Genomic DNA, 25,634 nt, shown 5'->3' on the forward strand with positions numbered 1-25,634 from the left:
CGTCGTCCGCGCCTACGCGGCGATCTTCTGCTTCACCTGAGCCAGCGACGGGTTCGTCAGGGTCGAACCGTCGGAGAACAGCACGGTCGGGACCGTCTGGTTTCCGCCGTTCGCCTTCTCGACGAACGCCGCGGACGCCGGGTCCTGCTCGATGTTGATCTCGGTGTACGCGATGCCCTCGCGCTCCAGCTGCTTCTTCAGCCGCTGGCAGTAACCGCACCACGTGGTGCTGTACATCGTCACAGTGCCCTGCATGTCTCGCGCGCTCCTCTGATGCTCGGGGGAAGAGTCGTCCGATGAGAGAACGTATGCGGCTCGGACGCCATTCCCGACCCGCAGGCCCCGGCCAGGTGACGCCTGCCGCATTAGTACGACTGCGAGCCCCTGCCTGTGGACAACCGGCACAGCCGTCTCCGCCGACCTGGCAGCATGGCGGTGTGACAGCAGCAACGCACTCCACGCTCTTCCCGCAGGTCCCGGATTCGGCCGACGCGGTGCTCGAAGGGCTCGACCCCGAGCAGCGCGAGGTGGCCACCGCCCTGCACGGCCCGGTGTGCGTGCTGGCCGGCGCCGGTACGGGCAAGACCCGGGCGATCACCCACCGCATCGCCTACGGGGTGCGCGCCGGCATCCTGCAGCCCTCCAGTGTGCTGGCCGTCACCTTCACCAACCGTGCCGCCGGAGAGATGCGCGGTCGGCTCCGCCAGCTCGGCGCTGCCGGGGTGCAGGCGCGCACCTTCCACTCGGCCGCCCTGCGCCAGCTGCAGTACTTCTGGCCGAAGGCGGTCGGCGGCTCCATGCCCCGGCTCGTCGACCGCAAGATCCAGCTCGTCGCCGACGCGGCCGCCGCCTGCCGCATCCGCCTCGACCGGGGCGAGCTGCGGGACGTCACCGCCGAGATCGAGTGGTCCAAGGTCACCCAGACCGTCCCCGCCGACTACGCCCCCGCCACCGCCAAGGCCGGCCGCGAGACCCCGCGCAACCCCGGCGAGGTCGCCCAGCTCTACGCCGCCTACGAGGACCTCAAGCGCGAGCGCGGCGTCATCGACTTCGAGGACGTCCTGCTGCTGACGGTGGCCGTCCTCCAGGACCGGCACGACATCGCCGACCAGGTCCGCGCCCAGTACCAGCACTTCGTGGTCGACGAGTACCAGGACGTCAGCCCCCTTCAGCAGCGTCTGCTGGAGCTGTGGCTCGGTGACCGGGACAGCCTGTGCGTGGTCGGCGACGCCAGCCAGACGATCTACTCGTTCACGGGAGCAACTCCCGACCACCTTCTCGACTTCCGCACCCGCCACCCCGGCGCCACCGTCGTCAAGCTGGTCCGCGACTACCGCTCCACCCCGCAGGTCGTCCGGCTGGCCAACGGTCTGCTCGCCCAGGCCAGCGGCCGCGCCGCCGACCACCGGCTGGAACTGGTCTCCCAGCGCGCCGCCGGCCCCGAGCCCGTCTACACCGAGTACACCGACGAGCCCGCCGAGGCCGAGGGCGCCGCCCGCCGCATCCGCGAACTGATGGCCGCCGGTGTCCCGGCCGCGGAGATCGCCGTCCTGTTCCGCACGAACGCCCAGTCCGAGACGTACGAGCAGGCTCTCGCCGACGCGGGCGTTCCCTACCAGCTGCGTGGTGCCGAGAGGTTCTTCGACCGTCCTGAAGTGCGCAGGGCCATCGTCAACCTGCGCGGCGCCGCCCGCTTCGGCGGCAACGACTCACAGCTGGACGACGCCCCCGACCTGCCCTCCCAGGTGCGCGCCGTGCTCTCCGGCGAGGGCTGGACCTCGGAGCCCCCGGCGGGCTCCGGCGCGGTCCGGGAGCGCTGGGAGTCGCTGGCCGCCCTGGTGAACCTGGCACAGGACTTCGCCGCCGCACGGTCCGGCGTCACCCTCGCCGACCTCGTCGCGGAACTGGACGAGCGAGCGGGCGCCCAGCACGCCCCGACCGTCCAGGGCGTCACCCTCGCCTCCCTGCACTCGGCCAAGGGCCTGGAGTGGGACGTGGTGTTCCTGGTCGGGGTCGCCGAGGGCATGATGCCGATCACCTACGCAAAGACCGACGAGCAGGTCGAGGAGGAGCGCCGCCTCCTCTATGTCGGCGTGACCCGCGCCCGGGAGCACCTCCATGTCTCCTGGGCGCTCTCCCGCTCGCCCGGCGGACGTCCCAGCCGTCGCCCCAGCCGCTTCCTGGACGGACTGCGGCCCGGCTCGACAGCCACCGCGGGGCGCAGCGTCGGCGGCGGCCCCGGAGGCGTGGAGCGCGGCTTCACCAGCGGTACGACGGGCGCGGTGCCGCGCCGGACCCGGCGCACCCCGGCCCGCTGCCGGGTCTGCGGCCGCACTCTCACCGAGGCCGGCGAGATGAAACTGATGCGGTGCGAGGACTGTCCCTCGGACATGGACGAGGGTCTTTACGAGCGGTTGCGCGAGTGGCGGGCGGAGCAGGCGCGGCGCAGCGGACAGCCCGCGTTCTGCGTCTTCACCGACAAGACCCTCATGGCGATCGCGGAGGCGGTCCCGGACGACGAGGGTGAGCTGGCGCGGATCTCCGGGGTCGGGGTACGGAAGTTCAACCGTTACGGAGCCGATGTCCTCGCGATCTGCGCAGGCCAGGAGCCCGGGGCGGAAGAAGACGAGGATTGATCGGAACTCGTCGGAAAAATAGTTTGCGCATGCCCCAGCAATCCCCATAGGTTCTTAGCCACGGGAACAGAGGCCTTCTCGGAGGCCCTGATTCCGTGCTCTACTTACATACCCGTAGGACTGGTTCATCCCGGTCCCCCGAGACGCCGAGAGGAGGCGAGTCCAGTGACCAGCATCAACGCCAGCTTCACCGCGAAAATGACCGATCGCTCGGTCGTCGCCTCCCTGTGCATGCTCGCCGTCTCGAACCAGGGCACCGGTGTGTCCGGCATTCCTGCCGCCAAGCCGGCGTCCTCCGTGTCTCTCGCGGGTCTTCCCGTCCGTGAGCGCAATGAGCGACCGACCAAGGCACTGGAAGCAGTAGAGGGACAGGCGCATGCCTATGCCTTTACGGCAGCCGGTGCCGGCAGCCGGAAGCAGACGACGCAGCACCACCTGATGTGGGCCTTCCGTGGGCCAGAACCCTGGAGTGATCCAGCCTGATTGATCAGGCCGGCGCCTTCAGGGCCGCGGAACCCCATCCGGGATCCGCGGCCCTTCTGTTTGTCCTCGAACGGGGATGACGGAGCGAAGGGGCCTCGGGACAAGAAAAGAACCCGGTACCACGCCGACTACCGGTCCAACAGGGCCGGACCGACCAGACGAGGAAGACGAACCGTGCAACTCGAAGCGCACGCCCCGTCCGTACCGCCTTCCGAAACGATCCCCCCGCCCGGCCTCACGGAGGACTCCACCTTGATCCCGCTCACCGCGCTCACCGCGCTCGACGACGCCATCGAGAGCCTCGGCGTACCCGTCCCCTGCCGTTCGTACGACCCGGAGGTCTTCTTCGCCGAGTCGCCGGCCGACGTCGAGTACGCCAAGTCCCTCTGCCGCACCTGCCCGCTGATGGAGGCCTGCCTCGCCGGCGCCAAGGAGCGGCGTGAGCCCTGGGGTGTCTGGGGTGGCGAGCTGTTCGTGCAGGGTGTCGTCGTCGCCCGGAAGCGGCCGCGTGGTCGCCCGCGCAAGAACCCGGTCACGGCATGAACACCATCGCAGGAACGATCGACCGCCCCCTCACGCACGACCCCAAGAAGCAGGCCCCGATGAAGCCGTCCACCACCGAGCCCGCCGGCTCCGCGATTCCAGACTTCACCATCACCGGCGCGACCGAGTCGTGCCAGAACAGGACCCGAGAGATGCAACTCCAACCAGAAGCCCTGGCTCGTGCGCATATGCACGAGCGACTGCACCAGGCCGAGCGGGAACGTCGGGCCGTGAGCCTGGCGGCCGCGCGCCGGATGCAGCGCCGGGCCGAGCGCGCCTCGATGCGCGCCCGCCGTGCGCTGGCCATCGCGGTCATGCAGTGACCGACAGCACCTGAAGCGGTGGCCTCCCGATCCGAGCCGGATCGGGAGGCGCAAGCTCTCCCCGCGGGGGCCGGTCCGTCCGAACGGACCGGCCCCCGCGGTGCGTTGTATCCCGCGATCCACCGGCCGCGGCGATATCGTCGCCGCGTGACGAGTCTTTCCGGAGGCAGTGACGACGGCGGCTCCGCCCCCGAGCCCCAGACCCTCGTGTGCGCCCGCTGCGGCACCACCGCCGACGGCCCACGGCCCACCTGGATCTGTTCCGTGGAGAACGGCGTCCGTCAGTACTTCTGCGACACCTGCTCGAGGGACAACCTCAGGGCGATCGAGGGACGCCTGGACTCGGCCTGGTGGTGACGCCGGTCCGCCGGGGCCTCACGCCTCCGCCACCGCCTCCGCCGCCGACTCCTCTTCCGGCTCCTCGGGCACGAACCCCGGCAGCCACCCCTCCAGCTCCTCGCGCAACCGGACCGTCGCGCCCAGTTGGCACAAAACGCCGATCGTGCTGAGGGTCACCCGGTGGATGAGCAGGTACGCCGGGGGCAGATTGAGCTGCTTGCCCAGTTGGTAGGCGGGGGAGCGGATGTCGGCGATGCGGGCCGCCTGGCTGCGCATCCAGCCGCGGGTGAAGGTGAACTCGTCGAGCAGGGCCGGTTCGATGATCGGCCGGAGGTAGTCGAGGACGGCGTCGGGGTCCAGTTCTATGGACTCCTTGACGAAGCCCTCCAGGCGCAGCAGTTCGTAGACTGCCTCCGCCTCGCCGTCCAGCGTCATCCGCAGGGACTCGCCGATGGGGGTCGGCAGGCCGCCCGGGAGGCGGTCGACCGTGCCGAAGTCCAGGACGCCGAGGCGCCAGTCGTCCTCGCCGTCCGGGCCGCCGGGCAGCAGCCGGAAGTTGCCGGGGTGCGGGTCGGCGTGGAGCAGGCCGGTGCGGGCCGGACCGGAGAAGAGGAAGCGCGCCAGCAGCTGGCCGGCGCGGTCGCGCTGCTCCTGGGTGCCCTCGGAGATGATCTCCGAGAGGGGGACGCCGTCCATCCACTCGGTGATCAGCACCTGGTCGCACTGGTGGACCACGGCCGGCACCACGACGTCCGGGTCGCCCTCGAACTCCTCGGCGTGGACCTGCTGGGCCTGTGCCTCCAGGCCGTAGTCCAGTTCCTCGGAGACCCGGTCCTTCAGTTCCGTGATCAGCGGCTTGATGTCCATGCCGGGAATCAGCGGACCCAACAGTCGGGCGAAACGGCTCAATTGGTTCAGGTCGGACAGAAGGGCGTCGCCGGCTCCCGGGTACTGCACCTTGACCGCCACCTCGCGGCCGTCGTGCCACACGGCGTGATGCACCTGGCCGATCGACGCCGCGGCGGAGGGCTTGTCCTCGAACTCCAGGAACAGCTCCTGCCAGTCCTCCCCGAGCCGCTCGGTCAGCACCTTGTGCACGGTGCGGGTCGGCATGGGCGGCGCCGCTTCCTGGAGCTTCGTCAGTGCCGCGCGGTAGGGACCGGCGACCTCCTCGGGCAGCGCCGACTCGAAGACGGACAGGGCCTGCCCGAACTTCATCGCACCGCCCTTGAGCTCGCCCAGCACCTTGAACAGCTGCTCCGCCGTGCGCTGTTGCAGCTCACGCCCGACGATGTCGGCGGACTCCCCGACGATTCTCTTGCCGAGCCCCCAGGTGGCCCGGCCGGCGAAGCCGAGCGGGAGCGCGGCGAGCTTGGCGGTCCGGGTGACCGCCTTCCGGGGAAGATCAGACATTCGCCCTCCAGGTCCCAGCCGGCCGTGCCGCGTCCGCCGTGCGGCGCAACTCCTTCGTCGGCTCTTGCGCCGTCATTGTCTCGTGTGACTCCCCATCAATGGCCGTGTGTTCCTCCTTACCTTTCTCCGCGGCCCCGCACGGACACGCGGGATGTGCCCAGACCGGCCGCGCATGCCAGTTCAGCGCGGGGAGGGAGACCTCCCAGCGGGCGCCCGCGCTCGACGGTGTCCGGCCGTCGAGGAAGGAGAGGGCGTGCGCGGCCGCCAGTCCCGCCACCGTAGTGGCCAGCGTCAGATCGCAGGGACGCACCTGCCGCGACCGCCTCCCACCCGACCGCCACTGCGCGACCAGCCGTGGCCAGACCGGGTCCCGGTCGGTGCGCCCCTCGTGCAGACAGCCCGCGCAGCTCGTCACCCCGGGCAGGACGAGCGGCCCGACGACACCGGTTCCCTCCACGACACCGGCGTACAGATGGGGCGTACCGGAGTCGACGAGGGGGTCGGCCGGTGGTGGGGCGTGCACGGCGACGTCGTCCCTCGGAGCGAGGATCACCAGGGAGAAACCCGGCTCGCCGTCCCCGGCGGACGACCGGCGCGGCGCGCGCTCCGGCGCGGACCGACGCACCGCCCGTCGGGCCGCCTCGTCCCTGCGCTCGCCGATCGACTCGGCGGGCAGCCCGCCCGGCGCGACGTCCCACGGCTCGACCTCGCCGACGTCGCGCACGTCGACCTCGCCGATCCCGGCACCGGACAGCAGCGAGGCCAGCACCGCGCCCACCCGGCCCGCGCCCCTGACCTGCACCCGCAGCGCACGCCGGGTGGTCAGCAGCCCCATCGCCTCGCCCGGTTCGGACGTCGTCAGGGACAGCGAGGCCAGATCGGGGCGGAGCCGGTCGAGAACCCTCCGCTTTCTGCGCAGTGCGTCACCGGCCGGACCCCCGCCGCGCGCGTCGTCGAGCAGCCCGGCCCGCGACAGCCGCTCCAGCAGCCGGTCGACCTGACCGTCGGGCAGATCCATGCGCTGCCCCTCCTCACGCAGCAGCCCCGGACCGCGGGTGCCGTTGAGCAGGTCCAGGAAGCTGCCCGTCGCCGTGTCCATCGGACCCAGCGTCATCGCGTGCGCCGGGGTCATCCCGAACTGCACGGTGTTGAGATCGCGCCAGCCACGCCGCAGAGCGGGCTTGACCAGCGGAACCAGCGGGATCGTCGTAACCGGCGGATCTTGTGAAGACTGCATGACAGGCCCCCGTAGCCCTCGTGGAACATCCCCGTCCGCCGCCCGGAGAACGACCGGTGCCCGGCCCTGGCTCCGGCGGCGAATGCCAGCATGCCCGGATGTGCCGTCCGGTGCGGAAAGTTGTCCACAGGCGGTGGGTATTCGTCGTACAAATCAAACGCATGGTGGGGTATCCGGACCGAACCGTCCCGGAGTCGGGACTTCCAGCGTGCACAGCGGGTAACGTCGGGGCGTGTCCGCCGACCCACTGAACCGCGCCGGAACACCGCAGCGACGCACGTCGAGCCAGCCGCCGAGCGGCTCGGGGGCGAGCGCGATCGAGGTGCGCAGGAGCGCCCGTCGACGCAGGACGGTCTCCGCGTACCGCGAGGGCGACCGCACCGTCGTACTGATCCCTGCCCGGATGTCCGAGGCGGAGGAGCAACGCTGGGTGAGCGTCATGCTCGACAAGCTGGCCGCCCAGGAGAGCAAGCGGGTCCTCGGCGATGCCGAACTGTCCGAACGGGCCGAGCGGCTGTCCGCCCAGTACTTCGGCGGACGCGCCCGGCCCACCTCGGTCCGCTGGGTCACCAACCAGAACACCCGCTGGGGCTCGTGCACCCCCTCCGAGGGCAGCATCCGCCTCTCGCACCGGCTCCAGGGGATGCCCGAGTACGTCGTCGACTACGTCCTCGTGCACGAGCTCGCCCATCTGCTCGTACCCGGACACGGGCCACGTTTCTGGCGGCTCCTGGAGGCGTATCCGCGCACCGAGCGGGCCCGCGGTTATCTCGAGGGCGTCGTCGCGGCCGACCGGCTGCCCCATCTGCCGGACGCGCGCGAAGAGTGACCTCGGCGGTGACCGACACCCCCGCGCGGGGAGTTGTGTACCGGGTCTGTACCGACTTCGTCCGTTGTCCGAGTTTGCCGTTAGCCTGGCGCGACGCACTCGCATTTGGATGGGGGACGGTCGTAACGCATGGCCAGGGAATTCCAACGCGGCCACAAGGCCAAGGTCAGTGACCTCACCGCGGGCACCGATCTGTACGTAGGTGTGCAGATCACCGGTCCCGGACTGAGCTTCGACATCAGCTGCTTCGGTCTCGACGCCGACGAACGGCTCTCGGACGACCGGTACTTCGTCTTCTTCAACCAGCCGAAGTCCCCCGAGGAGTCCATTCAGCTCCTGGGCACCCAGGCGGGCGACACGGAGTCCTTCCGCGTCACTCTCGACCGGATCCCGGCGCAGATCCAGAAGCTGTCCTTCACGGCGACGATCGACGGTGCCGGGCAGATGTCGCAGATCGCGCCCGGATACATCCGGATCGTGGCCGGTGGCGAGGAGGTCGCCCGCTACTCCTTCAACGGCTCGGAGTTCTCCACCGAACGAGCCGTGATGCTGGGCGACTTCTATCTGAAGGACGTGTGGCGGTTCGCCGCGGTCGGCCAGGGCTTCGACGGCGGCCTCGACGCGCTGCTGAGGAACTTCGGCGGCGAGGTCGCGGAAGAGGAGGCCCCCGCGGCCCCCCAGCAGCCGCAGGCCGGCGCCACGCCCGGCTTCGCCCCGCCCGCCCAGGCAGCGGCCGCGCCCGCGTTCGGCGCCCCGGCGGCCCAGGCTCCGCCCCCCGCGCCCGCGCCGGCCCCCGCGCCCGCCCCGCAGGGCTTCGCGCCCCCGCCCGGAGCGACGCCGCCCCCGGCCCCCGCTCCGAACGTGCACGCCCAGCCCACCATCGTCGCGCCCCTGACCCCGCCCGGCGGCGCCCCGGTGCCGCCCCCGGCCCCGGCGCCCGCGCCCTACGGCCAGCCGACCCCGCCTCCGGGCTACGGCCAGCAGCCCCCGTACGGCCAGGCCCCCGGCCAGACCGCCCCGCTGCCCCCCGGCTACGGCGCCCAGCCCCAGGCCCCGCAGGCACCCCAGGCGCCGGGCCCGCCGCCCGGCTACGGCCAGCCGACCCCGCCTCCGGGCTACGGCCAGCAGCCCCCGTACGGCCAGGTCCCGGGCCAGCAGGCGCCTTACGGCGCGCCCCAGGGCATGCCGCAGGGCGCGCCCCAAGCCGCCGGAGTCGCCGGCGCTCTCCAGCAGTTCAAGGAGACGCCCACCGGCCAGCGCTGGACGCAGCAGAACAAGAAGCTCGTCCGCGTGGACCTCGGCATCGGCGGCCAGCCCGTGCTGGCCCGCCAGGGCAGCATGGTGCTCTACCAGGGCAAGGTCGACTTCAGCTACAAGGGCGCCGGATTCGCCGGCCGGGTCGTCGGCAACGCGACCGGCCAGGAGATGCAGCTGATGCGCTGCACCGGCCAGGGCCAGGTCTTCCTCGCCGACAACTCCACGATGCTGCACCCGATCGAACTCCAGGGCGACGGCATCTGCGTCTCCGCCGAGAACGTCCTCGCCTTCGACGAGAGCCTCCAGTACGAGGTCCGCCGCATCGAGGGCCACGGCATCCCCGGCGGCGCGCTGTTCACGATGCTGTTCCAGGGCACCGGCACGATCGTCCTCAAGACGCACGGCACGCCCGTGGTGCTGCCGGTCACGCCCACGACGTTCGCCGACGCCAACGCCGTGGTCGCCTGGTCGTCCGCCGCGCAGGTGGTCGTCTCCAGCCAGGTCCGGATGCGCCGCAACGCCTACCCCGGCGACACCGGCGAGAGCGTGAACCTCCAGTTCCGCGCGGCGCCCGGCAACTTCATCGTCGTCCAGCCGTACGAGATCTGAGGGAGTCCGTCATGAACCAGCCACTCGCGGGCTTCGCTCCCGCACCCGTCACCGCCCGCATGGAGAACCACGGCAACCACATGGCGAAGATCGCCATGCAGACCGGGAACGACCTCTTCGCGCGCGTGGGCTCGATGGTCGCCTACGAGGGCTTCGTCCAGTACGAGCCCAACCCGCCGGCCGTGCGCCAGATCGCCAAGGACTGGATGACCGGCGAGGGCGCGCCCCTGATGAAGTGCTCCGGCGACGGACTGCTCTATCTCGCCGACTACGGCGCCAACGTGGTCGTGATCAACCTCAACGGCGACGGCATCTCCGTCAACGCCACCAACCTGCTCGCCTTCGACGCGCACCTCACCTGGGGCGTCGAGAGGGTCAAGGGCCTGGCGAAGTTCGCCGGACAGGGCCTGTGGAACACCAAGATCTCCGGGCAGGGCTGGGTCGCGCTGACCTCCCGGGGCAAGCCGATCGTCGTCGACTGCGGTGGCGGCGAGGACGAGACGTACGTCGACCCCGACGCGCTCGTCGCCTGGTCCCCGAACCTCAAGGTGAAGGGCAAGCGCAGCTTCAAGGCGCAGTCGCTCATCGGCCGGGGCAGCGGTGAGGCCTACCAGATGGCCTTCTCCGGCCAGGGCATCGTCGTCGTCCAGCCCAGCGAGGACAGCACCGACCGTCTCCGGTTCCGGGGCTGAGGGGGAGCCAGAACGTCATGCAGAGTCCGCTTTTCGCCTACAACGACCAGCAGACCCAGGAGCGCTGGAGCCTGCAGAACAAGCAGATGCTCCGCGTCACCCTGGAGGGCCACGACGACATCCTCGCCCGCAAGGGCACGATGGTCGCCTACCAGGGCCTGATGGAGTTCGACGCCGAGTACCAGTCCAACCAGCAGGGACGTGCGCGGGCGAGCACCGGCGAGGGCCTTGACCTGATGCGCTGCCACGGGCAGGGCACGGTCTACCTCGCCAACCTCAAGCAGCACGTGCACCTGGTGGATGTGGAGCAGGACGGCCTCACCGTCGACAGCTCCTACGTCCTCGCCATGGACTCCTCGCTGCACCACGAGGTCATCGCCGTCGACAGCCTCTACGGCATCTCCGGCTCGGGGAAGTACCAACTCAACATCACCGGCCGCGGCAAGGTCGCCCTCATGACCTCCGGCGCTCCGCTGATGATGCAGGTGACGCCCGACAAGTACGTCAACTGCGACGCCGACGCGATCGTCGCCTGGTCGACCTCGCTGCGTGTCCAGATGCAGGCCCAGACGCACTCCTCCGGGGTCTTCCGGCGCCGCGGCAACACCGGTGAGGGCTGGGAGCTCAGCTTCATGGGCAGTGGTTACGCCATCGTCCAGCCCAGCGAGCTGCTGCCGCCGCAGAACGCCCAGATCGGCTCCGGCATCGCCGCGCAGTACGGCATGGGCCAGCAGGGGGCCCGCGGCCAGAACCAGGGCAACGCCTGGAGCTGATCGCTCCGCGGGTCGAGCGACGGGTCCGGGGAGACCCGGGCCGTCCTTGGCCGCGGGCCGGATGTGGCCGGGCGCGCCCACGCGGCGGAGCCGCACATCGATAGAGCCCCGCGCCCCTTACGGGGCGCTACTGACCGGCCTACGTAAGGGGCGACCGTCCATAGAGGTCGCCCCTTACAACGTTCACAGCCTCGCGCGAGTCGCTTCCAGCAGGCGTACGACCGAGTCGTCCGCCACGTCCGCCACCTCGTCGTAGGGGAACCAGCGCAGGTCCAGGGACTCGTCGCTGATCGCCGCCACGGTTCCGGCCGGGGCCAGCGCCGCGTACTGGACGTCGAAGTGCCAGTGGCAGGGGGCGGGGATCGGGTGGCGGTCCAGCCGTACCGGACCGCCCGGGAGCATGGTCAGTCCGGCGATGCCCGACTCCTCCGTGGCCTCCCGCAGGGCCGCCGCCTCCAGGGAGACATCGCCCGGCTCGCAGTGCCCGCCCATCTGGAGCCACATCCGCAGCTTCCTGTGGAGCGTCAGCAGCACCTGACCGCGGGACGGGTCGACGACCAGCGCGCTCGCCGTGACGTGGCCCGCGTGGCAGGCCTTCCACATCCCGTCCGGGTGTGCGGACAGATGGTCCAGATAGGTCTGGCGCAGCTCTTCCTGGTCCTCGTACCCCTTCAGGACGAGGACCGCGTCGTCGTGCAGGCTCACTCGGTGTCGTCGCCCTTTTCGCTGTCCTGGGAGTCGTCCTTCTTCAGGTTCGGCTTCTCGGTGGAACCGCCGCCCGCCGCCTCGCCGAGCATCTTGTCGAGCTCGGAGAAGTCCAGCTGCTCGCGGTGCACGAAGCCGTCCGGGTCGTCCAGGTCGGACGCGGTCGGGAGCATGTCCGGGTGGGCCCACAGACCGTCCCGGCCGTCGACACCGCGCGCGTCCGTGAGCGAGGCCCACAGCCGCGAGGCGTCCCGCAGCCGGCGCGGACGCAGCTCCAGGCCGATCAGCGTGGCGAAGGTCTGCTCGGCCGGGCCGCCCGAGGCGCGACGGCGCCGCAGGGTCTCGCGCAGCGCGTCCGCGGACGTCAGGCGCGGCTTCGCGGCCGCGTGCACCACCGCGTCCACCCAGCCCTCGACGAGCGCCAGAGCCGTCTCCAGCCGGGCCAGGGCCGCCTTCTGCTCGGGCGTGTCCTCGGGCTGGAACATGCCCTGCTGGAGCGCGTCCTGCAGCTGCTCGGGGTTCTGCGGGTCGAACTGGCCGACCACGTCCTCCAGCTTGGCGGTGTCGACCTTGATCCCGCGCGCGTAGCCGTCGACGGCACCGAACAGGTGCGAGCGCAGCCACGGTACATGCGCGAAGAGACGCTGGTGAGCGGCCTCGCGCAGGGCGAGATACAGCCGCACCTCCTCCTTCGGCACGCCCAGGTCCTTGCCGAACGCCTCGATGTTCACCGGCAGCAGCGCGGCCTTGCCGGCCGGGCCGAGCGGCAGCCCGATGTCGCTGGAACCGACGACCTCGCCCGCGAGCACACCGACGGCCTGCCCGATCTGGGTGCCGAACATGGCGCCGCCCATCGAGCGCATCATGCCGATCAGCGGGCCGGCCATGGCCTGCATCTCCTCCGGCAGCACGTCGCCCATCGCGGTACCGACGCGCTCGGCGACCGGGTCGACGAGCTCCTTCCACGCGGGCAGGGTCGCCTCGACCCACTCCGCGCGGGACCACGCCACCGCGGAGCCCGCGCCGGACGGCAGGGACGTCGCGTCGTCGAGCCACAGGTCGGCCAGCCGGACGGCCTCCTCGACGGCGGTGCGCTCGGCGGGGCCGACGCTCGCGTCCTTGGTGCCGTCGGCCGTGCCCTGGGAGACGGTCTGGCGGGCGATCTGCTTGGCCATGTCCCAGTTCACCGGGCCGCCCTCGTACGAGAGCATCTGGCCCAGCTGCTGGAACGCGGCGCCCAGGTCGTTGGGGTTCAGGGAACCGAACATGGCAGCGAACGGGTTGTCGGCACCAGGACCGCCGGCGCCGCCGAAGCCACCGGCTCCGGGCAGCCCGCCGAAACCGAACGGGTTGGCCGGGCCCTGACCACCACCGCTCTGCTGGTCCTTCTTCTTGCCCTCGTCGCCGTCGTCCGGCTCCTCCGGCGGAAGGCCGAATCCGAATGGGGTGTCACTCACGGGATTCCTCGGCTGATAGGGCCGCCGGTTTCGCTCCGACGGCGCGACTGCCCGATAACACCACCCAGCGTAGACACCGTGGGCGGATCGGGCCTCGGTGCTTCGCCGACTCGCGGCCTGCGGCAGGATGGATGCCACCTGGTACGTACGCGTCACTCGCGCCCGTACTGAAGACAACCGCTGGAGACGCCCGGTGAGTTCCCCTGATCCACAGGTTCGCGCAGCGCGAAACCAGTCAACCAATCCCGGTGTGCGCGGGCCCGTCGTCGCCGTGACCGGCGCCGCGGCCGGTATCGGCGCGCTGCTCACCGAGCGGCTCGCCGCGTCGGAGGAGATCAAGCAGGTCATCGCCATCGACGAGCGGCGCGGCGAGTGCGCGGCCGCCCAGTGGCACATCCTCGACGTGCGGGATCCGGCCATCGCGGAGAAGCTGCGCGGCGCCGACGTGGTGGTGCACCTGGCGCTGGACCTGGATCTGGAGACGGACGGAGCCGCCCGTACGGCCTACAACGTGCGCGGGACCCAGACGGTCCTGACCGCCGCGGCCGCCGCCGGGGTGCACCGGGTCGTGCTGTGCACGTCCGCCATGGTCTACGGGGCGCTGGACGACAACGAACTGCCGCTGTCCGAGGACGCGGAACTGCGGGCGACGGCGGAGGCGACCGGCGTCGGGGACCTGCTGGAGATCGAGCGCCTCGCGCGCCGCGCGCCGCGCGCGCATCCCGGACTCAATGTCACCGTGGTGCGCCCCGCTGTCCTGGTCGGAGGCATGGACACCGCGCTGACCAGGTACTTCGAGTCGCCGCGGCTGCTCGTCGTCGCCGGTTCGCGGCCTGCCTGGCAGTTCTGCCATGTCGAGGATCTGTGCAGTGCCCTGGAGTACGCCGTTCTGGAGAAGGTCGAGGGGGAGCTCGCCGTCGGGTGCGACGGGTGGCTGGAGCAGGAGGAGGTCGAGGAGCTCAGCGGGATCCGGCGGATGGAGCTGCCGTCGGCCGTCGCGCTCGGTGCGGCCGCCCGGCTGCACCGGATCGGGCTCACACCGTCTCCGGCCGGGGACCTCGCGTACACGATGTACCCCTGGGTGGTGAGCGGGAGCCGGCTGCACGACGCCGGGTGGCGGCCGCAGTGGACCAACGAGGAGGTGCTCGCGGAGCTCCTCGAGGAGGTCGCCGGGCGGCACACCGTGGCCGGGCGGCGACTGGGCCGCAAGGACGCGACGGCCGCGGGCGCGGCGGGTGCGACGGTGGCGCTGCTGGGCGCGGCGGCCGTGGTGCGGCGGGCCCGGAAGGCGCGGCGGCGGATCTGACGGCGACGGCCGCCGCAGGCTCCGGAGGTCCGCAGGTCTGCATCAGGTCTGCAGGCCTGCACATCTCCAGGTCTGTAGGAGGCTCCAACACGCACGCGCGCGTGCCGGGCGATAACGGTATTCCGCGTGGTCGGCGGCATGGGGCACGATGGGGCCATGGCAACCACGCACGACCACCCCGGTGAGCAGGCCGCCGACGAGCCGATCAGGCTCCTCGCCATTCGTGAGACCCCGCTCTCCCTGGACGAGGTCTTCAAGGCCGTCGGGGACGACGCGGCCGGGGGGACGGCGCTGTTCGTGGGGACCGTGCGCAATCACGACGGGGGAGCCGACGTCGACGAGCTCGGGTACTCGTGCCATCCGAGTGCCGAGGCGGAGATGCGGCGGATCGCGGAGCGCGTCGTCGCCGCGTATCCGGTGCGGGCGCTGGCCGCAGTGCACCGGGTCGGGGATCTCGGCATCGGGGACCTCGCCGTCGTCGTCGCGGTGTCCTGCCCGCATCGCGGCGAGGCCTTCGAGGCCTGCCGGAAGCTGATCGACGACCTCAAGCACGAAGTGCCGATCTGGAAGCACCAGAAGTTCTCCGACGGGACCGAGGAGTGGGTCGGCGCCTGCTGAACCCCGATGCCCCCGGCTCCAGGCCACTGCTGAACCCTTTCTCCTCCTTCTCCGGTTGCGTAACCGCACCCCTGGCACGAGCGTTGTCAGTGCGGATGGTTAATCTGCTGATCAGTCAGTTGCGGTCGCTCATCGGGGTTGGGAGGTCGGCATGGCGGCGCTCGCCTGGTTGCTGATTCCGCTGTTGGCAGCGATCGGTGCCGGTCTGTGGGGGAGTTGGGCCAACCGGACCCGCAGGGTGCGCAGCGACGGTCCCGAGCTCGACGGGTACGCCCGGTTCCGCGAGGCGATGGAGAAGCAGCCTTAAGGTCGCCCTGACGGGTCGCTGACAGGGGCGTCCCGTACTGTCGTTCCATGCCACGCCGCACCGCGACGATGCTCGCCTCCACCCTGATGCTGATCGCGCTCCTGTGCGCGGGTGTCTTCATCCCCGTGCCGTACTCGGAGATGTCCCCGGGGCCGACGGTGAACACCCTGGGCGATCACGACGGCGAGCCGGTCCTCCAGATCTCCGGGCGCAAGACCTACGCGACGAGCGGTCACCTCAACATGACCACCGTCCGGGTCACCAGCGCCGACTACAAGATGAACCTGGTCGAGGCCGTCTACGGCTGGCTCGCGCACGACAACAAGGTCGTGCCGCACGACACGCTCTACCCCGACGGCAAGACCGAGGAACAGTCCACCCAGGAGAACGCCGAGGAGTTCAGCCAGTCCCAGGAGAGCGCCAAGGTCGCCGCCCTGAAGGCGCTGGACATCCCGGTGAAGTCCTTCGTGATCGTCTCCGCGGTCGTCAAGGACTCCCCGTCCGAGGGCGTGCTGCACGCCGGTGACGTCATCAAGGCCGTCGACGGTACGCCGGTGAAGGAGACGACCGACGTCGCCGACCTGGTCACCAAGCACAAGATCGGCGAGAAGGTCGTCTTCACCATCGTGCCCGCCAAGGAGCAGGCCGCCGCCGAGAAGGCGAAGCGGACGGCGACCAAGACCCAGGACGTGACCATCACGACCGAGGAGTCCAAGGACGAGCTCGAGAAGCGGGCCGTCGTCGGGATCTCCGCCGGGGTCGACCACACCTTCCCGTTCACCATCGACATCAAGCTCGCCGATGTCGGCGGCCCCAGCGCCGGTCTGATGTTCGCGCTCGGCATCTACGACAAGCTCACCCCGGGCAGCCTCACCGGCGGCACGTTCGTGGCCGGCACCGGCACCATCGACGACGAGGGCAAGGTCGGCCCGATCGGCGGCATCGAGATGAAGACCGTCGGCGCCCGCGACAAGGGTGCCAAATACTTCCTGACGCCGGCCGACAACTGCGCGGCGGCCGCCGCGGACACGCCCGACGGGCTCACCCTGGTCAAGGTGGACACCATCGACGACGCCCTCGGCGCGCTCAAGGACATCCGCTCCGGCGACACCGCCGACCTGCCCAAGTGCACGACCAAGGGCTGACCGGGCAGGCACGCGCGCGTACGTGAACGGGGGCGCCCCCGAAACCGAGGGCGCCCCCGTCGTCGTACCAGAAGGGCTCAGTCCTCGAACGTCGCCGACAGCGCCTCCGCCAGCCCCGGTACCAGGTCGCCGCCGGTGAGGACCTCCGTCGGGGAGTCCTTCTCGCGCAGCCGCAGGGCCGAGTCGCGGGTGCCGTCGCGCAGGACCGCGACGGTCATGCGGACCTCCTGGCGGTCGGGGTGCTTGGCGACCCACTGGGCGAGCTTCTTGTCGCCCAGGCCCTCGGGGACCGAGGCCTCGGCGGACGGCGGGAGCATCAGGCGCTCCACCGTCAGCGCGCAGCCGACCACGGCGTCGGGCCAGGCGATCGTGCCGAGGAACTCGTCCAGCGGCTTGCCCGCCGGGATCTCCTCCTGCTCGATCGGGGTGAGACCGGTGGTCTCCTGCTCGTCCTCCAGGCCGAGCTGGGCCGCGAGCCCGGGTTCCTGAGCGCGCAGCCGGGCGGTGTCTACGAGGGCGAAGAGGCGAGCGGGCTGGTCCCAGCCGAGGCCGGAGACGTACTCGTCGATCTCGAGTACGGCCCGGGTCAGGGGGCTCGCTGCCATGGGAGTGTTGGACATGGTCACAATCCTGCCTCGTTCATGGCCGGAATCGGGAACCGAGTAAAGCGTGAGTAAGTTGCATAGGTGAGGGCCTACGATCACGTGGCCCACGGACGGCCCGCGGGGACGCGGGTCTGACGGACCAACAGCGACTTTCGAGGTGCGCACCTTGGCTTTCCAGATGCCGGACCGCGGCGGAGGCCCGACAGGGCCGCGGATCAGAGTGGGCCGCCCGTCCCGGCGTGTCCGGACCCTGCTCATGACACTGGGCGTCCTTGCCGTGCTCGGCATGGCGTTCACCATGTTCGCCGGGTTCTGGACGGACTGGCTCTGGTACCGGTCGGTGAACTACTCGTCCGTGTTCACGACCACCCTGTGGACGAAGATCGGACTGTTCTTCGTCTTCGGTCTGCTGATGGCCCTGGCGGTCGGCTTCAACATCTGGCTGGCGCACCGGCTGCGGCCGCCGCTGAGCGCCATGTCGATGGAGCAGCAGAACCTCGACCGCTACCGCATGGGCATCGCGCCCTACAAGAGGTGGCTGCTGCTGGGGATCACCTCCCTGGTCGGCCTGATCGCGGGTGCCTCGGCGTCGAGCCAGTGGCGGACCTGGCTGATGTGGGTCAACGGCGTGTCCTTCGGCGAGAAGGACCCGCAGTTCAAGCTCGACATCTCCTTCTTCACCTTCGACCTGCCCTGGTACCGGTTCCTGCTCGGCTTCGGCTTCGCCGCCGCGATCCTGTCCGTGATCGCCGCCGCGCTGACCCACTACCTGTACGGCGGCCTGAGGATCACCAGCCCGGGAGCGCGCGCCACGGCCGCCGCCACCGGCCATCTGTCGGTGCTGATGGGCATCTTCGTCGCCCTGAAGGCGGTGGCCTACTGGCTCGACCGGTACGGCCTCGCGGTCAAGTCCAGCGACTTCAAGGCCACCGACAACTGGACCGGCCTCAGGTACGTCGACGCGAACGCCTACCTGCCCGCCAAGACGATCCTGTTCTGCATCGCCGTCATCTGCGCCCTGCTGTTCTTCGCCACCCTGTGGCGGCGCACCTGGCAGCTGCCCGTCATCGGCTTCGGCCTGATGGTCCTGTCGGCGATCCTCATCGGCGGCCTCTACCCGGCGATCGTCCAGAAATTCCAGGTCCAGCCGAACGAGCAGGCCAAGGAGGCGCCCTACGTCTCCAAGAACCTCAAGGCGACGCGCGAGGCCTACGGCATCGACGACGCCCAGGTCGACGAGTACGGCGGTGCGTCCACCACCACGGACAAGACCAAGCTGCGCGACGACGTCGACTCGACGGCCAGCATCCGTGTGATGGACCCGAACATCGCCTCGCCGACGTTCCAGCAGCTCCAGCAGATGCGTAACTACTACGCGTTCCCGACCAACCTGGACGTCGACCGGTACAGCAAGGACGGCAAGGACCAGGACACGGTCATCGGTCTGCGCGAGCTGAACCTCGCCGGCATTCCGAAGAACAACTGGATCAACGACCACTTCCGCTACACCCACGGCTACGGCGTGGTCGCCGCCAAGGGCACCACCGCCGACTCCGAGGGCCGCCCGGTCTTCACCGAGTCCGACCTGCCCTCGCAGGGTGACCTCGGCACGTACCAGCAGCGCGTGTACTACGGCGAGAAGACCACCGAGTACTCGATCGTCGGCGGTCCCCAGAAGGAGATCGACTACTCCGACGACAACGGCGAGAAGACCTTCAGCTACACCGGCAAGAGCGGGGTCAACCTCTCCAACCCGATCAACCGGGCCGCGTACGCGGTGGCGTTCAGCGAGCCGCAGATCCTCTACTCCGGCGCGATCGGCGAGGGTTCGCGGATCCTCTACAACCGCACACCCAAGGAGCGGGTCGAGGCGGTCGCCCCGTGGCTGACCATCGACGGTGACGCCTACCCGGCGGTCGTGGACGGCAAGATCCAGTGGATCGTCGACGCGTACACGACGACGAACGGCTATCCGTACTCGTCCCGTACGACCCTCGGTGACACCACGGCCGACTCGCTGACCGCGACGAACAACTCGCGCGCGGTGGTGGCCCAGCAGAACCAGGTCAACTACATCCGCAACTCGGTGAAGGCGACCGTCGACGCGTACACCGGTCAGGTCAAGCTCTACCAGTGGGACACCAAGGACCCGGTCCTGAAGACCTGGATGAAGGCGTTCCCGGGCACGGTGAAGTCGAAGACCGAGATCTCGGACTCGCTCATGGCCCATCTGCGGTACCCGCAGGACCTGTTCAAGGTCCAGCGTGAGCTGCTCAGCCGCTACCACGTGAAGGACGCGACGACGTTCCTCAGCGGCTCCGAGGTGTGGCAGGTGCCGGACGACCCGACGAACACCTCGGGCGACGCGGTGCCGCCGTACTACCTGAGCATGAAGATGCCCGACCAGAAGGCACAGGCGTTCTCGCTCACGACGACGTTCACGCCCAACGGCCGGGACAACCTCAGTGCGTTCATGTCGGTCGACGCCGAGGCGGGCACCGGTGACTACGGCAAGATCAGAATCCTGAAACTGCCGACGAACACCACCGTCCAAGGTCCTAAACAGGTGCAGAGCCAGTTCAACTCCGAACAGGAGATCGCCGAGACCATCAGCCTCCTCAACAGAGGTGATTCCAAGGTCGAGTACGGCAACCTGCTGACGGTGCCGCTCGACGGAGGACTGCTCTACGTGGAGCCGGTCTACGTACGCGGTGGTGGACTGAAGTACCCGCTGCTGCGCAAGGTGTTGGTGACCTACGGAGGCAACACCGCCTTCGAGGACATGCTCGACGAGGCCCTCAACAAGGTGTTCGGGGCGGAGGGCGAGACCACCACGCCGCCGGAGGACGACGGCGGAGGGACGACCACGCCACCACCGCCGTCCGACAACCCGACGGTCCAAGAAGCGCTGAACGACGCCCAGAAGGCCTTCGAGGCCGGCCAGGAAGCCCTGAAGAAGGGTGACTGGGAGGCGTACGGCACCGCGCAGAAGGATCTGGAGGACGCGCTGCAACGGGCCGAGGACGCACAGGCCAAGGAGGACAAGACCGGCGGCAGCAGTCCGAGTCCCAGCGGCAGTCCGAAGCCGAGCAGCAGCCCCAGTGGCTGATCGGTTCCTGATCAGTTCCTGAGCTGGTCAAACGCTCCCCTCGCGCCGTGATACGGTTGTTTCACAACGGCGCGGGGTGGAGCAGCTCGGTAGCTCGCTGGGCTCATAACCCAGAGGTCGCAGGTTCAAATCCTGTCCCCGCTACTGAAAACGAAGGCCCGGATCCTTTCAAGGATCCGGGCCTTCGTGATGTGCGAACGCATGTGCCGCAGAGAGGGATGGACGTGCCGCGGTGGGGAGTTGGGGGAACTGTGTTTGACTTGTCTCTCTGTGGGCATGTCGACAAAACGCTGAAGTGACCTCACTGGCTGCGGTATACCAGGTGTACCCAGGTTGCAGGTGGTGCGACGATGGACGTTATGGGGGACAAGGCAACTCTGTTCGAGACAGGGCGATTTGTGCAGCCCTCCGGGCCGGGAGAGACCGTGGCCACGGAGGCCGCCGACGAGGCTGCCGAGGAACTGCGCCATCGGCTCGCCGCGGAGGCCGGCGACGTCGAGGCCATGAGTGTCCTCGGGGCCATGCTGCTGCGCCGCGGTGATCTCGACGGAGCCGAACCCCAGTTGCGTGCCGCCACCGCCGCGGGGGACCGGGCCGCCGCCAACAACCTCGGTGTCCTGCTGCACCAGCGCGGATACGCGGACGAGGCCGCCGGATGGTGGCGGATCGCCGCCGTCGCCGGGTCCACCGCGGCCGCGCACGCGCTGGGCCGCCACCACCGCGAGAAGGGCGACGAGCCCGCCGCCGAGTACTGGCTGCGCCAGTCCGCCGAGCAGGGGCACGCCCTCGGCGCGTACGCGCTCGCCGATCTCCTGGAGCACCGCGGGGACGCCGGAGCCGCGCAGTGGATGCGGGCCGCGGCCGAGCGGGGGCACCGTGAGGCGGCGTACCGTCTCGCGCGCGCTCTTGATCGCGAGGCGCCGGCCGAGGAGGACACCGGATCCGACAACGGTGTCTCGCCGGAGGCCGAGCAGTGGTACCGCCAGGCCGCCGCGCGCGGACACCGCCGGGCCGCGCTGCATCTCGGGGCGATCCTGGAGAAGCGGGGCGAGCTGAAGGAGGCCGGCCGCTGGTACCTGACCTCCGCCAAGGACGGCGAGGCGCGGGCCGCCTGCGCGCTCGGCTTCCTGCTGCGGGACGCGGGGGACGTCGAGAGCGCCGCCGTCTGGTGGCTACGGGCCGCGCAGGACGGCGACGGCAACGCGGCGAACGCGCTGGGGGCACTGCACGCCGAGCGCGGCGAGACGCAGACCGCCGAGCGCTGGTACCGGGCCGCCATGGACGCCGGTGACGAGAACGGCGCGTACAACCTCGGGCTGCTCTGCGCCGAGCAGGGCCGCACCGCCCAGGCCGAGCAGTGGTACCGGCGGGCCGCGTACGCCGGGCACCGGGAGGCGGCGAACGCGCTGGCGATCCTGCTGCTCCAGGTCGGGGACACGACCGGCGCCGAGCCGTGGTTCTCCAAGGCCGCCGAGGCCGGGAGCGTGGACGCCGCGTTCAACCTCGGGATCCTCTTCGCCGGGCGCGGCGAGGACGTCGTGGCGCTGCGCTGGTACGAGCGTGCCGCGGCCGCCGGGCACACCGAGGCCGCCCTCCAGGTCGGCATCGCGCTGCTGCGGGACGGCGACGAGGCGACGGCGGAACGGCATCTGCGGTGCGCGGCGGGCGGCGGCAGCCCCGAGGCGGCGTACCGGCTGGCGACCGTGCTGGACGCGCGACGCCCGCTGACGCCCGCGCACGAGTTGGGTGAGCCGGTGCACTCGTCCAAGACGGAGTGCGAGGAGTGGTACGAGCGGGCGGCCTCCCAGGGGCACCGTCGGGCGCAGGTGCGGGTGGGCATGCTCGCCGCGGCCCGCGGCGATGTCGTGGAGGCGGCGCGCTGGTACCGGGAGGCCGCGGAGGCCGGGTCGCGCAACGGCGCCTTCAACCTCGGACTGCTGCTCGCCCGGGAGGGCAGCGAGCCCGAGGCGGCCGTGTGGTGGACCCGCGCCGCCGACGCGGGGCACGGCCGGGCGGCGCTCCGGCTCGCCCTGGTCTACGCGCGTCGTGGGGAGCTGGTGGAGGGCCAGCGCTGGGCCGACCGCGCGGTGACGCTGGGGCCCGGCGAGGTGTCCGAGAGGGCGGCTAGGCTGCGGGACGCGCTGCGGCAGGAACTGTCGGCGTGACGGCCGCCCTGGCCAGGGCGAACAAAGCGATTTGCCTCCGCTCGCGTCGTTGACGTAGTGTTCATTTCACCGACGCGGGGTGGAGCAGCTCGGTAGCTCGCTGGGCTCATAACCCAGAGGTCGCAGGTTCAAATCCTGTCCCCGCTACTGAAGGCCGAGGGCCGGAATCCGAAAGGGTTCCGGCCCTCGGTGCGTTTCTAGGGCGTGTGGCCCACCGCCTCCTCGTACAGGGCGCGGTTCACCGTCCTCGACTCCGGCAGCGGATCTCCCTCGGCCACCCCTTGCGCGGCGTACGCCGACTGGAGACGGTCCGTCGTGCCCGCGCGGATCTCCCAGTCCATCCGCAGGGACGGCGTCGACCGGAGGACGGACCGGTCCGCCTTGAGCAGCTCGGCCAGGTAGGTGACGAAGGCCTCGTCCTTCTTGTAGTCCGCCGCGAAGTACGAGTTCACCGTGCGGATGTACGCCCGCAGCAGCGCCACCCCCGCGTCCACGTCGTCCTGGAGCAGTGCACGGCCGTACAGCAGACCGCCCAGTGGCTCGCCCCGGGGCTGGCCGCCGAGGAAGGCGTAGCCCGAGCGTCCGTCGACCTTGCGCCACACCGGGTCCAGGAGCCAGGCGGAGTCGACGCCGCCGTTCTCCAGGGCGGTGAGGACGTCCGCCGCGCCCAGCTGCTGGTACTGGATCTCGTCCAGGCCGCCGCCGTGCTTCTCCAGCGCCTTCTCCATGGGGTACGCGATGACCGAGCCCTTGCCGATCATCGTGCCGAGCCTGCGGCCGGACATGGCCACCCGGGACGCGCTCTCGCCGTCCTTCAGCCGCACCCACAGGCCGCTCCTGGAGCCGGGTCCCGGGGAGAAGTTCCCCGCGACCCACCTGATGTCGAAGCCGCCCCGGACGCCGTTCATCACGGCCGCCTCCGGAGCCGCCCAGATCGCGTCGAGGTCGCCCTTGGCGAGCAGGGGCAGCGCGTCCGGCGTCGGCAGGACCTTGAGGGTGACGTCCAGGCCCTCCCGCTCGAACTCGCCCTTGTCCAGGGCCACTTGCAGCGGTGCCACGTACTCGGCGCTCAGCGTTCCCGTCGCGATCGTCAGCTTCCGCGTCTTCGTGAGCGGCCGCGGGGCCGGTGCGCCGGACTGGCAGCGGGCCGGCGGACGGCCGGGGGAGAGGTCGGCGGGGTCCGTCCACGACGAGTCGCCGCAGCCGTCCACGGGCACGATCGTGCGGCTCCCGGCGTCCGCGCGCGGCGCGTTGTCCTCGTACGGCGACGAGCAGGCCGCCGAGGCCAGCAGTACGGCGGTCACGGCCGCCGCCGCGTAGGTGCGGCTTCTCATGACTGCCCCCGTCCGCGGTCCCTGGGCGCCCAGGGGGTGAGCAACCGGCCCGCCACCCGCACCAGTTCGGAGAAGACGACTCCGAGGACCGCCACGCAGACGATGCCCACGAACATCACGTCGTTCTGGAACAACGCGCGCGAGTCGAAGATCAGATGGCCGAGGCCGTTCGTCGCCGCGATCTGCTCCGAGGCGACGATCACCAGGACCGCCACGCCCGCCGCGATCCGCGCGCCCACCAGGACCGACGGGAGGGAGGCGGGGAGGAGGACGTGGCGGAACATCTGCCAGGGGGAGGCGCCGAAGACCTGGCCCGCGTCCCGGTGGCCGGAGGGGATCGACATCACCGCGGCCATCGTGGAGATCCAGACGAAGAAGAAGACGGTCGCCGCGACCAGGGCCACCTGCGGGCCCTCGCCCAGGCCGAACATGTTCAGGAAGATCGGCAGGAGGGCCAGTTTGGGGACCACGTAGAGGGCGTCGAGGAGCGGTTCCAGGGCCGCGCGGACCAGGGAGAGCGAGCCCATCAGCAGGCCGAGCGCGTAGCCCGCGGCCGTGCCCACCGCGTAGCCCGCCAGGACGCGTTTCAGGGTCGCCCACACGTCCGGCCACAGGTCGCCCGCCGCGGCCCGGTCCCAGCCGTCCGCGAGGATCGTGGACGGTGCCGGGTAGACGCGGGGGTCGATCCAGGCCCGGGCGGCGGCCAGTTGCCACAGCAGGACCAGGAACAGCGGGACCGCCACCGCGAGGGACAGCTCCAGCGCGCGCCGGCGTCTGTGGGTGCGTACGGGATGGAGCTCGTGCGGTCCCGGGGCGCGGACCAGGACGGACTCGGGGGCGGGCGCGGTCGTCGTCATGCCGGTATCGCCTCCTTGCGCAGCAGGTCCCACAACGCGCGCTTCAGCGCGGTGAAATCGGGGGTGTCGCGGATGTCGCCGGTGCGGGGGCGGGCGAACGGGGGACGGTGTTCGGCGATGATCCGGCCGGGGCGGGCGGACATCACCAGGACACGGTCGCCGAGGACGATCGCCTCCTCCAGGCTGTGGGTGATGAAGAGGGTGGTGGTGCGGGTCGCCTGGGTGAGTTCCAGCAGCTCGTCCTGGAGGATCATGCGGAGCTGGGCGTCCAGCGCCGCGAACGGCTCGTCCATCAGCAGGAGTTCGGGCTCCACCGCCAGGGCGCGCGCGATCGCCACACGCTGGCGCATGCCGCCCGACAGGGTCGCCGGGTAGGCGTCGGCGAAGTCCGACAGGCCCATGCGGGCCAGCCAGGAGTCGGCGCGGGCGTCGGCCTCGCGGCGGGGGACGCGTTGGATGTCGAGGCCGAAGCGGACGTTGGCGCGGACGGTCTTCCAGTCGTAGATGCCGTAGTCCTGGAAGATCATGGCGGCCGGGCGGGGACTGGACGTGCGGATCTCCAGGCGGCCCGTGCTGGGGCGCAGCAGGCCCGCCGCGACGCGCAGCAGGGTGGACTTGCCGCAGCCCGACGGGCCGACGACACAGACGAACTCACCGGGGGCCACGGACAGGTCCAGCGGGCCGAGGGCGGCCACCGCGCCGGCGCCCCGGCCGAAGGTTCGGGTCAGATCACGTGCGCTGAGTTTCGGATACGGCTCTCCCACGGGGTCTCCTCGCGGAGTGCGGAACGGACTGGTGGGCGCCGTTGACCATATGACGGTCCGTCAGATCCGGGAAGCCTGTAGACAGCACAAAGCCCGGACAGCACAAAGCCCCGGCACCCAGAAGGGCC

The 25,634-nt window shown here is 70.7% G+C and carries 24 protein-coding genes and 2 tRNA genes; 17 read left to right on the top strand and 9 right to left on the bottom strand.

Annotated features, from left to right (window positions below; all coding sequences use genetic code 11):
• Nucleotides 1–12 precede the first annotated feature (12 nt).
• Entirely contained in the window at nt 13–255 is a 243-nt protein-coding gene (locus ABKA17_RS02965) for a mycoredoxin (RefSeq protein WP_353690217.1), read from the bottom strand.
• Between the two features lie 53 nt (nt 256–308).
• Between ABKA17_RS02965 and ABKA17_RS02970 the strand changes: the two genes are divergently transcribed.
• The 5 genes from ABKA17_RS02970 (at nt 309) to ABKA17_RS02990 (ending at nt 4,342) form a co-directional block, all read left to right on the top strand.
• Entirely contained in the window at nt 309–2,636 is a 2,328-nt protein-coding gene (locus ABKA17_RS02970; protein ID WP_353690218.1) for an ATP-dependent DNA helicase UvrD2, read from the top strand.
• 198 nt (nt 2,637–2,834) lie between these two features.
• Complete coding sequence (locus ABKA17_RS02975; protein WP_353690759.1) at nt 2,835–3,119, top strand: hypothetical protein; 285 nt, start codon at nt 2,835–2,837, stop codon at nt 3,117–3,119.
• A 174-nt stretch (nt 3,120–3,293) separates the two neighbouring features.
• On the top strand, nt 3,294–3,662 hold the full coding sequence (locus ABKA17_RS02980; RefSeq protein ID WP_171145190.1) for a WhiB family transcriptional regulator: 369 nt from the start codon (nt 3,294–3,296) through the stop codon (nt 3,660–3,662).
• On the top strand, nt 3,659–3,985 hold the full coding sequence (locus tag ABKA17_RS02985; RefSeq protein ID WP_353690219.1) for a putative WhiB-interacting protein: 327 nt from the start codon (nt 3,659–3,661) through the stop codon (nt 3,983–3,985). Before ABKA17_RS02980 ends, ABKA17_RS02985 begins: the two co-directional genes overlap by 4 nt.
• A 147-nt stretch (nt 3,986–4,132) precedes the next feature.
• Nucleotides 4,133–4,342, top strand: coding sequence for a hypothetical protein (locus ABKA17_RS02990; protein WP_353690220.1), 210 nt, complete (start codon nt 4,133–4,135; stop codon nt 4,340–4,342).
• Between the two features lie 18 nt (nt 4,343–4,360).
• Here the strand turns inward: ABKA17_RS02990 and ABKA17_RS02995 are convergent, their stop codons facing one another.
• Both ABKA17_RS02995 and ABKA17_RS03000 read right to left on the bottom strand, forming a co-directional pair.
• Nucleotides 4,361–5,737: an ABC1 kinase family protein gene (locus tag ABKA17_RS02995; protein WP_353690221.1), complete on the bottom strand. Its 1,377-nt coding sequence runs from the start codon at nt 5,735–5,737 to the stop codon at nt 4,361–4,363.
• Nucleotides 5,730–6,974: a TOMM precursor leader peptide-binding protein gene (locus ABKA17_RS03000; RefSeq protein ID WP_502994109.1), complete on the bottom strand. Its 1,245-nt coding sequence runs from the start codon at nt 6,972–6,974 to the stop codon at nt 5,730–5,732. The genes ABKA17_RS02995 and ABKA17_RS03000 overlap by 8 nt, the downstream gene beginning before the upstream one ends.
• Nucleotides 6,975–7,206: 232 nt before the next feature.
• Here ABKA17_RS03000 and ABKA17_RS03005 point away from each other — a divergent pair, with 232 nt between their 5' ends.
• The 4 genes from ABKA17_RS03005 (at nt 7,207) to ABKA17_RS03020 (ending at nt 11,134) form a co-directional block, all read left to right on the top strand.
• Nucleotides 7,207–7,803 (top strand): M48 metallopeptidase family protein, encoded by a 597-nt coding sequence (locus ABKA17_RS03005; protein WP_353690222.1) that lies wholly within the window; start codon nt 7,207–7,209, stop codon nt 7,801–7,803.
• Between the two features lie 129 nt (nt 7,804–7,932).
• On the top strand, nt 7,933–9,669 hold the full coding sequence (locus ABKA17_RS03010; RefSeq protein WP_353690223.1) for a TerD family protein: 1,737 nt from the start codon (nt 7,933–7,935) through the stop codon (nt 9,667–9,669).
• Between the two features lie 11 nt (nt 9,670–9,680).
• Nucleotides 9,681–10,361, top strand: coding sequence for an AIM24 family protein (locus tag ABKA17_RS03015; RefSeq protein ID WP_353690224.1), 681 nt, complete (start codon nt 9,681–9,683; stop codon nt 10,359–10,361).
• Nucleotides 10,362–10,378: 17 nt separating this feature from the next.
• Nucleotides 10,379–11,134, top strand: coding sequence for an AIM24 family protein (locus ABKA17_RS03020; RefSeq protein WP_353690225.1), 756 nt, complete (start codon nt 10,379–10,381; stop codon nt 11,132–11,134).
• 183 nt (nt 11,135–11,317) lie between these two features.
• Here ABKA17_RS03020 and ABKA17_RS03025 read toward each other — a convergent pair whose 3' ends face one another.
• Nucleotides 11,318–11,839: an NUDIX hydrolase gene (locus tag ABKA17_RS03025; protein WP_353690226.1), complete on the bottom strand. Its 522-nt coding sequence runs from the start codon at nt 11,837–11,839 to the stop codon at nt 11,318–11,320.
• Nucleotides 11,836–13,296 carry a zinc-dependent metalloprotease gene (locus tag ABKA17_RS03030; protein WP_353690227.1) on the bottom strand — a complete coding sequence of 487 codons (1,461 nt, stop codon included), beginning with the start codon at nt 13,294–13,296 and terminating at the stop codon, nt 11,836–11,838. The genes ABKA17_RS03025 and ABKA17_RS03030 overlap by 4 nt, the downstream gene beginning before the upstream one ends.
• 193 nt (nt 13,297–13,489) lie before the next feature.
• Between ABKA17_RS03030 and ABKA17_RS03035 the strand changes: the two genes are divergently transcribed.
• The 4 genes from ABKA17_RS03035 to ABKA17_RS03050 all read left to right on the top strand — a co-directional run bounded on the left by ABKA17_RS03035 (nt 13,490) and on the right by ABKA17_RS03050 (nt 16,672).
• Complete coding sequence (locus ABKA17_RS03035) at nt 13,490–14,602, top strand: SDR family oxidoreductase (protein ID WP_353690228.1); 1,113 nt, start codon at nt 13,490–13,492, stop codon at nt 14,600–14,602.
• Between the two features lie 156 nt (nt 14,603–14,758).
• On the top strand, nt 14,759–15,220 hold the full coding sequence (locus tag ABKA17_RS03040) for a molybdenum cofactor biosynthesis protein MoaE (RefSeq protein WP_353690229.1): 462 nt from the start codon (nt 14,759–14,761) through the stop codon (nt 15,218–15,220).
• 151 nt (nt 15,221–15,371) lie between these two features.
• The gene (locus ABKA17_RS03045) at nt 15,372–15,527 is read left to right on the top strand and encodes a hypothetical protein (RefSeq protein ID WP_353690230.1); all 156 of its coding nucleotides are present in this window, start codon (nt 15,372–15,374) and stop codon (nt 15,525–15,527) included.
• 47 nt (nt 15,528–15,574) lie between these two features.
• The gene (locus tag ABKA17_RS03050; RefSeq protein WP_353690231.1) at nt 15,575–16,672 is read left to right on the top strand and encodes a YlbL family protein; all 1,098 of its coding nucleotides are present in this window, start codon (nt 15,575–15,577) and stop codon (nt 16,670–16,672) included.
• A 77-nt stretch (nt 16,673–16,749) separates the two neighbouring features.
• Here the strand turns inward: ABKA17_RS03050 and ABKA17_RS03055 are convergent, their stop codons facing one another.
• A complete protein-coding gene (locus tag ABKA17_RS03055) occupies nt 16,750–17,292 on the bottom strand; it encodes a PPA1309 family protein (protein ID WP_353690232.1) in 543 nt (180 codons plus the stop codon).
• A gap of 163 nt (nt 17,293–17,455) precedes the next feature.
• Here ABKA17_RS03055 and ABKA17_RS03060 point away from each other — a divergent pair, with 163 nt between their 5' ends.
• The 4 genes from ABKA17_RS03060 (at nt 17,456) to ABKA17_RS03075 (ending at nt 22,698) form a co-directional block, all read left to right on the top strand.
• Entirely contained in the window at nt 17,456–20,386 is a 2,931-nt protein-coding gene (locus tag ABKA17_RS03060; RefSeq protein ID WP_353690761.1) for a UPF0182 family membrane protein, read from the top strand.
• Between the two features lie 70 nt (nt 20,387–20,456).
• Nucleotides 20,457–20,530: transfer RNA gene (locus ABKA17_RS03065), tRNA-Met, on the top strand.
• A gap of 206 nt (nt 20,531–20,736) precedes the next feature.
• The gene (locus ABKA17_RS03070; RefSeq protein ID WP_353690233.1) at nt 20,737–22,551 is read left to right on the top strand and encodes a tetratricopeptide repeat protein; all 1,815 of its coding nucleotides are present in this window, start codon (nt 20,737–20,739) and stop codon (nt 22,549–22,551) included.
• A 73-nt stretch (nt 22,552–22,624) separates the two neighbouring features.
• Nucleotides 22,625–22,698 (top strand) — tRNA-Met (locus ABKA17_RS03075).
• A gap of 50 nt (nt 22,699–22,748) precedes the next feature.
• Here ABKA17_RS03075 and ABKA17_RS03080 read toward each other — a convergent pair.
• The 3 genes from ABKA17_RS03080 to ABKA17_RS03090 are packed head-to-tail and all read right to left on the bottom strand — an operon-like array spanning nt 22,749 to nt 25,506.
• Complete coding sequence (locus tag ABKA17_RS03080; RefSeq protein WP_353690234.1) at nt 22,749–23,885, bottom strand: ABC transporter substrate-binding protein; 1,137 nt, start codon at nt 23,883–23,885, stop codon at nt 22,749–22,751.
• Entirely contained in the window at nt 23,882–24,742 is an 861-nt protein-coding gene (locus ABKA17_RS03085) for an ABC transporter permease (protein ID WP_353690235.1), read from the bottom strand. The genes ABKA17_RS03080 and ABKA17_RS03085 overlap by 4 nt, the downstream gene beginning before the upstream one ends.
• Entirely contained in the window at nt 24,739–25,506 is a 768-nt protein-coding gene (locus ABKA17_RS03090) for an ABC transporter ATP-binding protein (protein WP_353690236.1), read from the bottom strand. The genes ABKA17_RS03085 and ABKA17_RS03090 overlap by 4 nt, the downstream gene beginning before the upstream one ends.
• Nucleotides 25,507–25,634 lie beyond the last annotated feature (128 nt).

It is taken from the genome of Streptomyces sp. RG80 (genome assembly GCF_040446465.1).
GTDB lineage: Bacteria > Actinomycetota > Actinomycetes > Streptomycetales > Streptomycetaceae > Streptomyces.

Coding starts and splice junctions, on each gene's coding strand:
- ABKA17_RS02965 (WP_353690217.1), bottom strand. CDS start 255: ATGCAGGGCACTGTGACGATGTACAGCACCACGTGGTGCGGTTACTGC.
- ABKA17_RS02970 (WP_353690218.1), top strand. CDS start 309: ATGCGGCTCGGACGCCATTCCCGACCCGCAGGCCCCGGCCAGGTGACG.
- ABKA17_RS02975 (WP_353690759.1), top strand. CDS start 2,835: ATGACCGATCGCTCGGTCGTCGCCTCCCTGTGCATGCTCGCCGTCTCG.
- ABKA17_RS02985 (WP_353690219.1), top strand. CDS start 3,659: ATGAACACCATCGCAGGAACGATCGACCGCCCCCTCACGCACGACCCC.
- ABKA17_RS02995 (WP_353690221.1), bottom strand. CDS start 5,737: ATGTCTGATCTTCCCCGGAAGGCGGTCACCCGGACCGCCAAGCTCGCC.
- ABKA17_RS03000 (WP_502994109.1), bottom strand. CDS start 6,974: ATGCAGTCTTCACAAGATCCGCCGGTTACGACGATCCCGCTGGTTCCG.
- ABKA17_RS03010 (WP_353690223.1), top strand. CDS start 7,933: ATGGCCAGGGAATTCCAACGCGGCCACAAGGCCAAGGTCAGTGACCTC.
- ABKA17_RS03015 (WP_353690224.1), top strand. CDS start 9,681: ATGAACCAGCCACTCGCGGGCTTCGCTCCCGCACCCGTCACCGCCCGC.
- ABKA17_RS03020 (WP_353690225.1), top strand. CDS start 10,379: ATGCAGAGTCCGCTTTTCGCCTACAACGACCAGCAGACCCAGGAGCGC.
- ABKA17_RS03040 (WP_353690229.1), top strand. CDS start 14,759: ATGGCAACCACGCACGACCACCCCGGTGAGCAGGCCGCCGACGAGCCG.
- ABKA17_RS03045 (WP_353690230.1), top strand. CDS start 15,372: ATGGCGGCGCTCGCCTGGTTGCTGATTCCGCTGTTGGCAGCGATCGGT.
- ABKA17_RS03050 (WP_353690231.1), top strand. CDS start 15,575: ATGCCACGCCGCACCGCGACGATGCTCGCCTCCACCCTGATGCTGATC.
- ABKA17_RS03055 (WP_353690232.1), bottom strand. CDS start 17,292: ATGTCCAACACTCCCATGGCAGCGAGCCCCCTGACCCGGGCCGTACTC.
- ABKA17_RS03060 (WP_353690761.1), top strand. CDS start 17,456: ATGCCGGACCGCGGCGGAGGCCCGACAGGGCCGCGGATCAGAGTGGGC.
- ABKA17_RS03070 (WP_353690233.1), top strand. CDS start 20,737: ATGGACGTTATGGGGGACAAGGCAACTCTGTTCGAGACAGGGCGATTT.
- ABKA17_RS03080 (WP_353690234.1), bottom strand. CDS start 23,885: ATGAGAAGCCGCACCTACGCGGCGGCGGCCGTGACCGCCGTACTGCTG.
- ABKA17_RS03085 (WP_353690235.1), bottom strand. CDS start 24,742: ATGACGACGACCGCGCCCGCCCCCGAGTCCGTCCTGGTCCGCGCCCCG.